The following is a 12,538-nucleotide window of genomic DNA, read 5'->3' as shown; positions in this document are numbered from 1 at the left end:
GGGCTCGAACATGACGGCGCTGCTGTCCAATTTCCGAAACACCATCATCGTCAGCACCATCCTGGCGCTGGTCATGGTCTACTGCTTCTTCGTCGTGAACCAGGGCGGTTCCGGCGACGTGAAACTCTTCGCCGTCGCCGTGCTGCGCTGGCTGCACGTCTTCTTCGGCATCCTGTGGATCGGGCTGCTCTACTACTTCAACTTCGTCCAGATCCGCGTCATGCCGCAGATCCCGGCCGAGCTGAAGCCGGCGGTCAGCAAGTACATCGCTCCGGAAGCCCTGTTCTGGTTCCGCTGGGCCGCCCTGGCGACCTGGGTGGTCGGCGTGGCGCTGGCGTTCCACCGTGGCTACCTGATCGAAGCCTTCACCCTCGACGCCGCCAACGGCTTCGCCAACAAGGGCCTGGTGCTGCTCGGCATCGGCATGTGGCTGGCCACGATCATGTTCTTCAACGTCTGGGCCTTCATCTGGCCGGCCCAGAAGATCGCCCTGGGCATCAAGGAAGGCTTCGACGCCGACGCCAAGGCGGCGGCCGGCAAGAAGGCCATGCTGTTCTCGCGGACCAACACCCTGCTCTCGATCCCGATGCTGGTCACCATGACCATGTACCAGACTGTCGTGAACTAGGGCCGATCCCGGCTTTCAGCTAAGAGAAAGGCCCGCCGGCGACGGCGGGCCTTTTTCGTATGGACCGCATGCAAGATCTCGACGCCCTGCTCGCCGACAAGGACCTCGACCGCTGGCTGTCCAGCCGGTTCGTCGCCGACCCCACGGCGCGCGCTGATCTGGTGGCCCTCTACAGCCTCGACAACGAACTGGCCGCCGTCGGCCGCAAGGTGCGCGACCCGTTGGTCGGGGAGATGCGGCTGGCCTGGTGGCGCGAGGCGCTGCAGGGCCTGTTCGCCACCGGCGACACGCGCGGCCATGGGGTGCTGGAGGGGCTGAAGGGCGCGCGGTTCCCGATGGATACGGTCATGGGCCTGCCGGACCGCTATATCGACGCCCTGGACCCGCCGGCCGACGACGAGGCCCTGCTGGCCCGCATCGACGAGACCGACGGCGTGGTCATGGCCCTGGCCGCCCTGCGCCTGCATCCGGACGCCCGGGTCGAACAGGTGGCCGACGCGGCGCGGGCGCTGCATCTGGCGCGCTCGGGACAGGCCGACGCCCGCGCCGTCGCCGATGTGCTGAAGCGGGGGCGGGGGGCCCTGGCCGCCCTGCCGCAGGCCGCCTTTCCGGCCGTGGCCCACGCCGCCCTGGCCAAGGGCTACGCCGGCGGCGGCGGGCCGGGGCCGCTGGGCAAGCGGCTCCGGATCACCTGGGCGACCCTGACGGGCCGCCTCTAGAGGCCTACTTCTTCTCGGCGGTCCACTGGTCGAGCCAGCCCAGCACCTCGTCGTGCCATTGCACCGAGTTCTGCGCCTTCAGCACCCAGTGGTTCTCTTCCGGGAAGTAGAGGAACTTGCTGGGCACGCCCTTGCGCTGCAGGGCGGTGAAGGTGGCGATGCCTTCCTCGGGCGGGACGCGGTAGTCCTTGCCGCCATGGATCACCAGCATCGGCGTCTTCCAGTTGCCGACGTGGTTCGACGGGTTGAATTTGTCGTAGGTTGCATTCGGCTCCCAGGGCGTGCCGCCGTTCTCCCACTCGGTAAACCACAGCTCCTCGGTCGAGTAGCCCATGAATCGGCTGTCGAAGATGCCGTCGTGGTTGACCAGGCACTTCCAGGGCTCACCCCAGTTGCCGGCGATCCAGTTGACCATGAAGCCACCGTAGGAGCCGCCAAGCGCGCAGGCCCGGTCGCCATCAAGGAATCTGTATTTGGAGAGGGCATGGCTCCAGCCCTTCTGGAGGTCTTCCAGCGGCCGGTCGCCCCAGTGCTGGCTGATGGCGTCGGTGAAGCCCTGGCCGTAGCCGGTGGAGCCATGGAAATCGATCATCACCACCGCGTAGCCGCGCGAAGCGTAGGTCTGGGCGTTCCAGCGGTAGTGGAACAGGTTGCCGAAACTGCCTTGCGGGCCGCCGTGGATCAGGAAGGCGACCGGGTACTTCTTCGACGGGTCGAAGTTGGCCGGTTTGACCAGATAGCCGCGCACTGTCTCGTTGTTCCAGCCGGCGAACTCGAACTGCTCGTACTCGCCCCAGTCGACGTCCTTCAGCTGGGCCGCGTTCACGTCGGTGATCGGCCGGGGCATGGCCTTGGCCTTGAAGTCCTGCACCCACAGCTGGGCCGGCTCCGACAGGGCGTCGCGCGCGTAGACGGCGCCGGTCGGGGTCAGGCTGAAGGCGCTGACGTGGCCGGGGCCGGTCTTGGCGGTGACCTTGCCGCTCTTCACATCGATGCCGAACAGGCGGGTCTGGCCGATGTCCTGGGCGATGACGTAGATCGTCTTGCCGTCCGGGGCCCAGGCCAGGCTGTCGGCCGAGCGGTCCCAGGCGGCGGCCAGTTCGCGGGTCTTGCCGGTGGCCACGTCGCGCAGAACGATCTGCCAGCGGTCGGCCTCGAAGCCGGCCCGCTTCATGGCGCGGTAGGCCATGGTCTTGCCGTCGGGCGAGAAGACCGCGCCGGTGTCCCAGGCCTTGTTGGCCTCGGTCAGATTGACCGCGCCCTCGCCGCTGAGGGGGACCTGCCAGAGGTCGAAGTTGGTCGACCAGGCCTCGGTCTTGCCGGCGATGCGGACGCTGTAGACCACCGACTTGCCGTCGGGCGTGAAGGTATATTCGCTGTCGTCGCCGAAGGGCTTGGACGGGGCGTCACCGTCGACGGCGCGCATCAGGTGGGTGGCCTGGGCCGCCTCCGCCGCCTTGCCGTCGGCGCCGATGGCCAGGGCGAACAGGCTGTTGTTCTTGCCGTCGGCCCAGGCGTCCCAGTGGCGGATGAACAGGCGGTCGTGGACCACGCCATTGGACTTGGGCGTCAGGTCTTCCGGCATCTTCTTCTTGCAGAGGATTTCCGGGCATTCGCTGTCGACGCTCAGCGACACCACCAGGGTCTTGCCGTCCGGCGAGACGGCAAAGCTGCCGACGTCGAGGGGCAGGCTGGTGACCTGGGTGACCGCGCTGCTGGCGACCTCGAGCCTGAACACCTGGTTGGTGCCGCCGGCGCGGCCGGAGGCGAAGTAGATGGCCTTGCTGTCGCCCGACCAGCGGGGCGAGGCGGCGCCGCCGTCGGAGGCGGCCAGGCGGGTCGGCTTGGCGTCCTTGGCCTTCAGGTCGATCAGCCACAGGGACATCGAGGCCTTGTTGGCGTCGTAGTCCATGGTCCGCAGGCTGTAGACGACGTATCGGCCGTCCGGAGAGACGCGCGGGTCGCTGACCCGGTCGAGGGTGACCATGTCCTTGGCGGTGAAGGGGCGGGCTTCGACGGCCCCCCCAAAGCCAAGCGTGGCAGTCATCACGGCGGCCAGCGCTGCGCCGGCCAGCAGGCGGAAGGCGATCTTCATTACGGTGTAGTCCCCGGAAGGCGTGTTTGATTGGCGCGGACCCTAGCCCCGCCGGGGACAGGATTCCAGCGCCCAACCTCGCCCTCAGGGACGCCAGGCCCGGAGGCGCGGAATCCAGCGCGGCACGGCGGCGAAATAGGCCGTGTAGTCGTCGGGAAACTGGTGGCGCAGGGTCGGTTCTTCGTAGGTCACGACGAAGGCGTGGGTGACCAGACCGATGAGAATGCCGTAGGCCAGGACGTCGATGCTCCAGGCCATGGCCGCCTGGCCGAGGATCAGGGCCAGGACGCTGACGTACATCGGGTTGCGGACGTGACGGTAGAGGCGGCTGGTCACCAGCCGCTGGGTCGGGGCGATGGGCGCAGGGGTCCCGCCGCCCTTCAGGGCGAAGTCGGCGAAGCAGAGCAACAGGCCGATCAGGCCGAGCCCGACCAGCAACACGCCCGGCCAGAACAGCCAGCCGGGCTGCCAGGCTCAGCGGCTGATCCACCAGGGGATCAGCCCGGCCACGGTCCCCGGGGCCACGAACAGGAACAGCACCGTGCCGGCGATGGCGCGGGTCCGTCCCATCCCGCTACTCCGCCGCCAGGGCGCGGGCGCCCAGCCAGGCGTCGAGGTCATCAAGGGCCCGCTGGCTCATCAGCTGCTTCTTGGCCCGGCCGCGTTCCTTCATCGGGATCTTCTCGCCGTCGGGGCCCTTCTTCGGAGCCTCCATGGGCGGCAGCAGGCCGTAGTTGATGTTCATCGGCTGGAAGCTGCCCTTGCCCTCGACCAGGTGGCCACCAGTGATGTGGGCGGCCAGAGCCCCGAGGGCCGTGGTGGCCGGCGGCGTCTCGAGCGGCGCGCCCAGCCGCTCGGCGGCGGCCAGCCGGCCGGTCAGCAGGCCGATGGCGGCGCTTTCGACATAGCCCTCGACGCCGGTCACCTGGCCGGCGAAGCGCAGGCGCCTGTCGGCCTTCAGCCGCAGTTGCTCGTCGAGCAGGCGCGGGCTGTTGAGGAAGGTGTTGCGGTGCAGGCCGCCAAGGCGGGCGAACTGCGCGTCCTGCAGGCCGGGGATCATGCGGAACACGTCCGCCTGGGCGCCGTGCTTCAGCTTGGTCTGGAAACCCACCATGTTCCAAAGGGTCCCCAGGGCATTGTCCTGGCGCAGCTGGACGATGGCGTGGGCCTTGACCGTCGGGTCGCGCGGGTTGGTCAGGCCGACCGGCTTCATCGGCCCGTGGCGCAGGGTTTCGCGCCCCCGCTCGGCCATCACCTCGATGGGCAGGCAGCCGTCGAAGTAGGGGACGTGCTCCCAGTCCTTGAACTCGGCCTTGGGCCCGTCCAGCAGGGCGTCGATGAAGGCCTCATACTGTTCCTTGTTCATGGGACAGTTGATGTAGGCGGCCGCGTCGCCGCCTGGGCCTTCCTTGTCATAGCGCGACTGGCGCCAGGCGATGTCCATGTCGATGGACTCGAGGTGCACGATCGGCGCGATGGCGTCGAAGAAGCTCAAGGAGTCCTCGCCGGTCAGCTTGAGGATCGCCTCGGCCAGGGCGGGGGAGGTGAGGGGGCCGGTGGCGACGATGACGCTGTCCCAGTCGGCGGGCGGCAGGCCGGCGACCTCTTCCCGCGCGATGGTGACCAGCGGATGGGCTTCCAGCTTCGCCGTCACGGCGGCCGAGAAGCCGTCGCGGTCGACGGCCAGGGCCCCGCCGGCCGGCACCTGATGGGCGTCGCCGCAGGCCATGATGATGCTGTCGCAGCGCCGCATCTCGGCGTGCAGCAGGCCGACGGCGTTGAACCGCCAGTCGTCGGAGCGGAAGCTGTTGGAACAGACCAGTTCGGCCAGGCCGTCGGTCTGGTGGGCGTCGGTGCCGCGCACCGGCCGCATCTCGTGCAGGACGACCGGCACACCGGCCTGGGCGATCTGCCAGGCGGCCTCGGAGCCGGCCAGACCACCGCCGATTACGTGGATGGGGTTCATCGTCATGGCCGGACAGATAGTCGCCTGACGCCCCCAAAGAAACAGAAATGGGGAAACCGCCAAAGGGCCGCTGGTCGCTTTCCAGTGGCGCATGGGCCCCGGCTGTGATGTCCTTCGCCTCTATGTGGGACCCTCGGGGGAGGCGGATATGGCTCAGCTGGATATCAGCGAAGCGGCGTTTGCGGGATTTGGCGTCATCAAGCGCAACTGGGTCGCGCCCATCGTCTGGGGGCTGGTGGCGACCGTTATCAGCGTCGTGCCGGTTCTGTTCGTGCTGCCGGCGCTGATCGAGATCTTCAAGACGGTCGGCGCCTCGATCGGCAGCAACGTCGAACCGGATCATGCCGAGATGATGCGGCTGTCGAGCCAGATCAACATCATTCAGCCGATCAGTTGGCTGGCCCAGCTGGTCGTCCACGGCCTGGTCACCGGCGCGGTGTTCCGCGCGGTGCTGCATCCCGAGCAGAAGAGCTGGTTCTACATGCGGCTCGGCATGGGCGAGGTCATGTTGGTCGCCACCAGCCTGGTCATGTACATCATCGCCACCTGCGCCATGTTCATCCCCTTCCTGGCCGGCTTCGTCGTCGGGCTGGCGCTGTGGTGGGTCTCGCACGCAGCGGCGATCATCGTCGGCATCCTGGTCGCCCTGATCGGGCTTGGGGTCGTCATCTGGGGATGCCTGCGCTTCTCGATCGGCCTGCCGATGAGCCATGACCGCAAGGAATTCCTGCTGTTTGAAGCCTGGAAGAAGACGGCGGGCAACGCCGGGGCGCTGCTGGGCGCGGGCCTTGTCGCCTTCATCATCGGCTGGCTGATCGCCATGGTCATCATCGGCGCCATGTTCGGCGTGGGCGCCTTCCTGCTGTTCAGCAACGGCGGCTTCGAGGCTCTGCAGGCGCTGGACGACAGCAAGGACTTCGCCGCCTTCTTCACGGCGGAGCGGACCCAGACCCTGCTGATCTTCGGCGGGCTCTATCTGATCGTGGCCACGGCGGTGCAGGGCTATGTCCTGACCATCATGGGCGCGCCCTGGGCCGACGCCTACCGCCAGCTGGGGCTGCCCAAGGAAGAGGTGTTCTGAACCCCCACCAGACCTGTCGCGTTGATCTCGAATGCTGGCATAAGCTTGGCCTGTCGATGGGTGAAGCGAATCAGCCGACCCGAGACTGGGGATAGATCGGTTCAAGATGTCCTTTTCGCCCGTTCAGGCGTCCTTCGAGGGCTTCCGCTTTATCCGTGACCGGCCGCGGCCGGTGACGGTGTGGATGATTGCGCTGCTGGTGCTCAATCTGGCCGCGACGCTGTTCAACCTGTCGCCCTGGCGCCAGCGGCTGACCGAGTTCCAGAGCCAGAGCGACTTCCAGTGGTCCTGGGCCATGCTGATGGACCTGGCCCTGCAGCTGCTGCCCGCCGCGGCCATCGCCCTGTTCCTGACCTTCGCCAGCCTGTGCGTCGTCGCCCCCTCCATCTTCCGGGTGATGCTGGGCAAGACGCACGGGCCGGTCTTCCGCCTCGGCGTCGACGAGGCGCGGATGTTCTGGCTGTTTCTGGCCATGCTGCTGGTCATCAGCCTCTTCGCCATCCCCTCGGGGATCGCGCTCGGCCTGACCCTGGTTGTGGCCAGGCCGGTGGCGGAGGCCGTGGGGCTGGCCGACACCCTCAGGCTGGCCGGGCCGCTCGTCTCCTTCCTGTTGCTGGCCTACATCGTCATCCGGCTGTCGCTGTCGGCGCCGATCGCCATCGATCAGAAGCGGCTGGACATGATGGCTGCTTGGCGGATGACCCGGGGGGTCTTCTGGCGGTTGTTCGCCGGCATATTGCTGGCGCTGATCTGGACCCTGCTGGTGGCGCTGGCCTCCTTCTTCGTCTTCCTGGTCCTGGCGATCCTTTTCACCTTTGTCATCGGACTGCCGGCGGAAAGCATCGAGCAGTTCCTGATGCCGGGCGACCAGGGCCTGCTGAACCTCTTCGGGCCGGGGCCGATGCTGTGGCGGGTCTATGAGTCGGCCCTGCTGACCATCCTGTTCTGCGTGGTCTGTTCGGCGGTGGTCTATGCCTATCGCGAACTCTCGCCGCCCCACGACGAGGCTGGCAGCGACGAGTCGGCCGACGCCGACGGTCCCGAGGACGGCGACGTCCTCGAGCACGAAGCGGCGGTCTAGCCGTTCAGATCAGCTGTTGGCGCTGGCGCTCGGGCGCTCGCTGACGCGGGCGTGCCAATCGCGCAGGGCGGTGGCGGTTTCCGGAATTTCCAGCCCGGTGAAGGCGGCGAAGTCGATGGTCGACTGGGCGCAGATGTCGGCCATGCCATAGGTCTGGCCGGCGATGAACGGACCACCGGCGGCCAGTTCCTTGTTCAGCCAGCCGCAGCCACGGGCATAGAGCTCGCGGTTCGATTCGCCGAAGTCGTTGAACTGGGTCAGCAGCGCGGCGGTCAGGGGATGGGCGTGACGCCAGAACATCCCGACCGGGGTCATCAACTGGAACTCGATGCGGCGGATCCACATGTCGACCAGCGCCTGCTCGACGGCCGTGACGCCGAACATCGGCGGCTCGGGATACAGGCTTTCAAGATAGCGGCAGATGGCGACGCTTTCGGAAATCGCCGTGCCGTCGTCGAGCACCAGAGTCGGCAGTTGGCCCAGGCTGTTGCGGGCCTTGTGCTCGTCGCTCTTGTGCTCGCCGCGACGCATCTCCACCCGGGTCTCGGGCAGGTCGATGCCTTTTTCGGCCACGAAAATCCGCACCCGGCGCGGATTGGGCGCCGGGTTGCGCTCGCCGTACAGGATCACAGGTGGATCAGCTGCAGGGGTTGGTGGCGCAGGTGGTCAGGCCGGCGCGCTGCTGGGCTTCCAGGTCGCGCTTGTCCTGCTCGGCCTGCTTTTCCCAATCGTTCTGCGTGCGGCAGACCTTGGTGGGGAAGCGGGTGCCGAGCACCGGGGTCTTCTTGCAGACCATCCGGTTCGGATCCTTCTTGGCTTCCTGCTTGGCCCCTTCGCCCGGCTTGCCGGTTTCGGCGGCGATGCTGGCGGTGGCGAGGGTCGCGCAAGCGAGAGCGACGAAAATGACCTTCATGGGAGACTCTTCAACTAGAGATCGAGGAGGACCGGCCTCCCCTGCAGGCCGACCGGATTAACGATCGTAACATGATGGAACCCGAAATGCCACTGTGGCCCAAACTGAGCATCCGCGACCTGTCGCCCCCCTATCGCTCCGCGGCGGACGGTCTGATAACCAAAGGCGGCGGCCCGGTGCGACGGGCGTTCGGGAGGATGTCATGAGCGAGTTTTCGGCGACCGACGCGGCGCTGGGCGGTTTCGGCCTGGCGCGGCATAACCCCCGTACCATCCTGGCATGGGCCGTGGTGGCCTTCATCAGTTCGCTGGCCAGCTTCGCCGCCATGACCCTGCTGTCCGGAGGCGCCTTCGAGGAGTTCCGCACCCTCGGGGCCTCCAATCCGGAGAGTGTCGATCCAGGCCAGATCATGGCCATCTACGCCAGGATGGGCCCGGCCTACGGCGCCTCGATTCTCATCTCCCTGGTTACCGCCGGCCTGCTCAACGCCTCGGCGGCCCGCCTGGTGCTCAACCCGTCGGACACCCGGGGCTTCGGCTATGTGCAGCTGGGGGGCGACGAGCTGCGCCAGGTCCTGCTGGCCGTGGTGTTGAACGTGATCTTCCTGGGCATCTGGATCGCCGTCGGCGCGCTGGTCGGTCTTGGCTATGTCGTCGGCGGGGCGGCGCTGTCGGCGCTTCTCGGCTTGCTGGCCTTCCTGGTCGCCATTTTCGCCAGCATCTTCCTGGCCGTCCGCCTGTCGCTGTCCAGCGCGGCCACCTACGCCGAGCGGCGCCTCGCGATCCGCGACTCCTGGCGGCTGACCAAGGGCCGGTTCTGGCCGCTGCTGGGGACCTACCTGCTGGCCGGCGTGCTCGGCATTCTGGTCGTCATCCTGGTGCTGGCGATCACCATGGTCGTCATCATGCTGGCCTTCGGCATGGCGGCGGCGGGCGGGGCGATGAACCCGACCTTCGAGAGCATCGGCATGCTGTTCAGCCCGGCCAGCCTGATCTATTTCGCCCTGCTGTCGTTCGGCTCGGCGCTCGGCTACCTGATCTTCCTGACCCCCGCGCCCGCCATCTACAGGCAGCTGACCGACCAGCCGAACGCCTTCGACTGATCGGGGGTCTGATCGGGCTCAGGCCCGCTTCTTGCGCCGCTCGGCCGCCCGGTCGCGGTGGCGCTTCAGCAGGACGTCGAGGTAGCGGCCGGTCCAGCTTTCCGGGATCGCCGCGACCTGTTCGGGGGTGCCGACGCCGACGATCTCGCCGCCGCCGTCGCCGCCCTCGGGGCCGAAGTCGACCAGCCAGTCGGCGGTCTTCACGACGTCCAGGTTGTGCTCGATGACGACCACGGTGTTGCCCTGGTCGACCAGCTCGTGGAGCACCTCCAGCAGCTTGCGCGTGTCCTCGAAATGCAGGCCCGTGGTCGGCTCGTCGAGGATATACAGCGTCCGCCCCGTCGCCCGCTTGCTGAGCTCCTTGGACAGCTTCACCCGCTGCGCCTCGCCGCCTGACAGCGTCGTCGCCGACTGGCCGACCTGCACATAGGTCAGGCCGACGCGCTTCAGCGTCTCCATCTTGTCGCGGACCGGCGGCACGGCCTTGAAGAACTCGGCCGCCTCCTCGACGGTCATGTCCAGGACGTCGCTGATCGACTTGCCCTTGAACAGGATCTCCAGGGTCTCGCGGTTGTAGCGTTTGCCCTTGCAGACATCGCAGGTGACATAGACGTCGGGCAGGAAGTGCATCTCGATCTTGATCAGCCCGTCGCCCTGACAGGCCTCGCAGCGGCCGCCCTTGACGTTGAAGCTGAACCGCCCCGGCCCATAGCCGCGCGCTTTGCTCTCGGGCAGGTTGGCGAACCAGTCGCGGATCGGCTGGAAGGCGCCGGTGTAGGTGGCCGGGTTCGACCGGGGCGTGCGGCCGATCGGGCTCTGGTCGATGTCGATGACCTTGTCGAAGTTCTCCAGCCCCTCGATCCGCTCGTGCGGCGCGGGCGCGTCCGAGGCGTTGTTCAGCCGCCGGGCGGCCGCCTTGTAGAGGGTCTCGATCGTGAAGGTCGACTTGCCGCCGCCCGACACCCCGGTGATGCAGGTGAAGGTGCCGACCGGGATCTCCGCCGTCACGCCCTTGAGGTTGTTGCCGGTCGCCCCGACGACGCGCAGCACCTTCTTCTTGCTGATCGGCCGGCGCTGTTCGGGAACCTCGATCTCGCGCGTGCCGACCAGATATTGCCCCGTAATGCTCCTGGGGCTGTTCATGATGTCCTGCGGCGTGCCCTCGGCGCAGATCTCGCCGCCGTGGATGCCGGCCGCCGGGCCCATGTCGATGACGTAGTCGGCGGTCATGATCGCCTCCTCGTCGTGCTCGACCACGAGGACCGAGTTGCCGAGGTCGCGCAGGCCCTGCAGCGACTGCAGCAGGCGGGTGTTGTCGCGCTGGTGCAGGCCGATGGACGGCTCGTCGAGCACGTACAGCACGCCCGTGAGCCCCGAGCCGATCTGGCTGGCCAGCCGGATACGCTGGCTCTCGCCGCCCGACAGGGTGCCGCTGGCGCGGGACATGTTGAGGTAGTCGAGCCCGACATCGACCAGGAACCGCAGGCGGTCGTTGATCTCCTTCAGGATCCGCCGGGCGATCTCCATCTGCTTTTCGGTCAGCTGGCCCTCGAGGCCGGCGAACCACTCCTTGGCCGGCCGGATGGCCAGGCCGGAGACTTCAGAGATGTTCTTGCCGGCGATCTTCACGGCCAGGGCTTCGGGCCGCAGACGGGCGCCGCCACAGGCCTCGCAGGGGGTGTCGGACTGGTAGCGGCCCAACTCCTCGCGCACCCAGCTCGAGTCGGTCTCGCGCCAGCGGCGCTCGAGGTTGGGCAGCACGCCTTCGAACGGCTTCACCACCTCGTACTTGCGGGCGTTGTCGTCGTAGACGAACTTGATCTTCTCCGTGCCCGTTCCGTAGAGCACGACCTCATGGGCCTTCTCCGGCAGGTCGTGCCAGGGCTTGTCCATCGAGAAGCCGTAGTGCAGCGCCAGGGCCTGCAGCGTCTGGGTGTAGAGCGGCGAGGGCCCCTTGGCCCAGGGCGACACCGCCCCCTTGTGCAGGCTCTTGTCCTTGTCCGGAATGATCATGTCGGCGTCGAACGCCAGCTTGGCCCCCAGGCCGTCACAGACCGGGCAGGCGCCCGCCGGATTGTTGAACGAGAACAGCCGCGGCTCGATCTCGGCGATGGTGAAGCCGCTGACCGGACAGGCGAACTTCTCGGAGAACAGCAGCCGCTGCGGCTCCTTCTCGCCCTCCTTGGCCTCCGCCCATTCGGCCACGGCCAGGCCGTCGGCCAGGCGCAGGGCCTGCTCCAGGCTGTCGGCGTAGCGCTGCTCCAGGCCTTCCTTGGTGACCAGCCGGTCCACAACGACGTCGATGTCGTGCTTGAACTTCTTGTCGAGCTCGGGCGCGTCCTCGATCGGATACAGCGTCCCGTCGATCTTCAGCCGCTGATAGCCCTGCTTGCGCCACTCGGCGATCTCCTTGCGGAACTCGCCCTTGCGGTCGCGGACCACGGGGGCCAGCAGGTAGATACGCTCGCCCTCGGGCAGGGCGGTCAGCTTGTCGACCATCTGGCTGACGGTCTGGCTCTCGATGGGCAGGCCGGTGGCCGGCGAATAGGGAATGCCGACCCGCGCCCACAGCAGGCGCATGTAGTCGTGGATCTCGGTCACCGTGCCGACGGTGGAGCGCGGATTGCGGCTGGTGGTCTTCTGCTCGATGGAGATGGCCGGCGAAAGGCCCTCGATCAGGTCGACGTCCGGCTTGCTCATCAGCTCCAGGAACTGGCGGGCATAGGCCGACAGGCTCTCGACATAGCGGCGCTGGCCCTCGGCATAGATCGTATCGAACGCCAGCGAGCTCTTGCCCGACCCGGACAGGCCGGTGATGACCACCAGCTCGCCGCGCGGGATATCGACGCTGACGTCTTTCAGATTGTGCTCCCGCGCGCCGCGCACGCGGATGAAGTTCAGCTGTTCGGCCATGATGTCCCGAGAACGCAGAAGCCGGCCCGAAGGTCGCGGC

At 67.5% G+C, this 12,538-nt stretch carries 11 protein-coding genes; 5 read left to right on the top strand and 6 right to left on the bottom strand.

Going from position 1 to position 12,538, the window contains the following annotated elements; all coding sequences use genetic code 11:
* Positions 1–10: 10 nt before the first annotated feature.
* Positions 11–628 (top strand): urate hydroxylase PuuD, encoded by a 618-nt coding sequence (locus AC2YG9_RS18505; protein ID WP_487299468.1) that lies wholly within the window; start codon positions 11–13, stop codon positions 626–628.
* Positions 629–696: 68 nt separating this feature from the next.
* The gene (locus AC2YG9_RS18500) at positions 697–1,347 is read left to right on the top strand and encodes a squalene/phytoene synthase family protein (protein ID WP_487299467.1); all 651 of its coding nucleotides are present in this window, start codon (positions 697–699) and stop codon (positions 1,345–1,347) included.
* Between the two features lie 4 nt (positions 1,348–1,351).
* Here AC2YG9_RS18500 and AC2YG9_RS18495 read toward each other — a convergent pair whose 3' ends face one another.
* From AC2YG9_RS18495 to trmFO, 3 genes are all read right to left on the bottom strand, one after another.
* Positions 1,352–3,442 carry a S9 family peptidase gene (locus AC2YG9_RS18495; protein WP_487299466.1) on the bottom strand — a complete coding sequence of 697 codons (2,091 nt, stop codon included), beginning with the start codon at positions 3,440–3,442 and terminating at the stop codon, positions 1,352–1,354.
* An 84-nt stretch (positions 3,443–3,526) separates the two neighbouring features.
* Positions 3,527–3,880, bottom strand: coding sequence for a methyltransferase family protein (locus AC2YG9_RS18490; protein ID WP_487299465.1), 354 nt, complete (start codon positions 3,878–3,880; stop codon positions 3,527–3,529).
* Positions 3,881–4,016: 136 nt separating this feature from the next.
* Entirely contained in the window at positions 4,017–5,414 is a 1,398-nt protein-coding gene (gene trmFO / locus AC2YG9_RS18485; RefSeq protein WP_487299464.1) for a methylenetetrahydrofolate--tRNA-(uracil(54)-C(5))-methyltransferase (FADH(2)-oxidizing) TrmFO, read from the bottom strand.
* A 142-nt stretch (positions 5,415–5,556) separates the two neighbouring features.
* Between trmFO and AC2YG9_RS18480 the strand changes: the two genes are divergently transcribed.
* Together AC2YG9_RS18480 and AC2YG9_RS18475 are read left to right on the top strand one after the other, a co-directional pair.
* Positions 5,557–6,489: a hypothetical protein gene (locus AC2YG9_RS18480; protein ID WP_487299463.1), complete on the top strand. Its 933-nt coding sequence runs from the start codon at positions 5,557–5,559 to the stop codon at positions 6,487–6,489.
* A 106-nt stretch (positions 6,490–6,595) separates the two neighbouring features.
* Positions 6,596–7,570, top strand: coding sequence for a hypothetical protein (locus tag AC2YG9_RS18475; RefSeq protein WP_487299462.1), 975 nt, complete (start codon positions 6,596–6,598; stop codon positions 7,568–7,570).
* 9 nt (positions 7,571–7,579) lie between these two features.
* Here the strand turns inward: AC2YG9_RS18475 and AC2YG9_RS18470 are convergent, their stop codons facing one another.
* Positions 7,580–8,200 (bottom strand): glutathione S-transferase family protein, encoded by a 621-nt coding sequence (locus AC2YG9_RS18470; protein ID WP_487299461.1) that lies wholly within the window; start codon positions 8,198–8,200, stop codon positions 7,580–7,582.
* A gap of 7 nt (positions 8,201–8,207) precedes the next feature.
* Complete coding sequence (locus AC2YG9_RS18465) at positions 8,208–8,483, bottom strand: hypothetical protein (protein ID WP_487299460.1); 276 nt, start codon at positions 8,481–8,483, stop codon at positions 8,208–8,210.
* A 202-nt stretch (positions 8,484–8,685) separates the two neighbouring features.
* Between AC2YG9_RS18465 and AC2YG9_RS18460 the strand changes: the two genes are divergently transcribed.
* Positions 8,686–9,585 (top strand): hypothetical protein, encoded by a 900-nt coding sequence (locus AC2YG9_RS18460; RefSeq protein ID WP_487299459.1) that lies wholly within the window; start codon positions 8,686–8,688, stop codon positions 9,583–9,585.
* Positions 9,586–9,603: 18 nt separating this feature from the next.
* Here the strand turns inward: AC2YG9_RS18460 and uvrA are convergent, their stop codons facing one another.
* Positions 9,604–12,498 (bottom strand): excinuclease ABC subunit UvrA, encoded by a 2,895-nt coding sequence (uvrA, locus tag AC2YG9_RS18455; protein ID WP_487299458.1) that lies wholly within the window; start codon positions 12,496–12,498, stop codon positions 9,604–9,606.
* Positions 12,499–12,538: the final 40 nt, after the last annotated feature.

The sequence above is a fragment of the Caulobacter sp. SRI_014 genome, from assembly GCF_057586315.1.
This window is presented reverse-complemented; position numbering and strand designations above follow the sequence as displayed.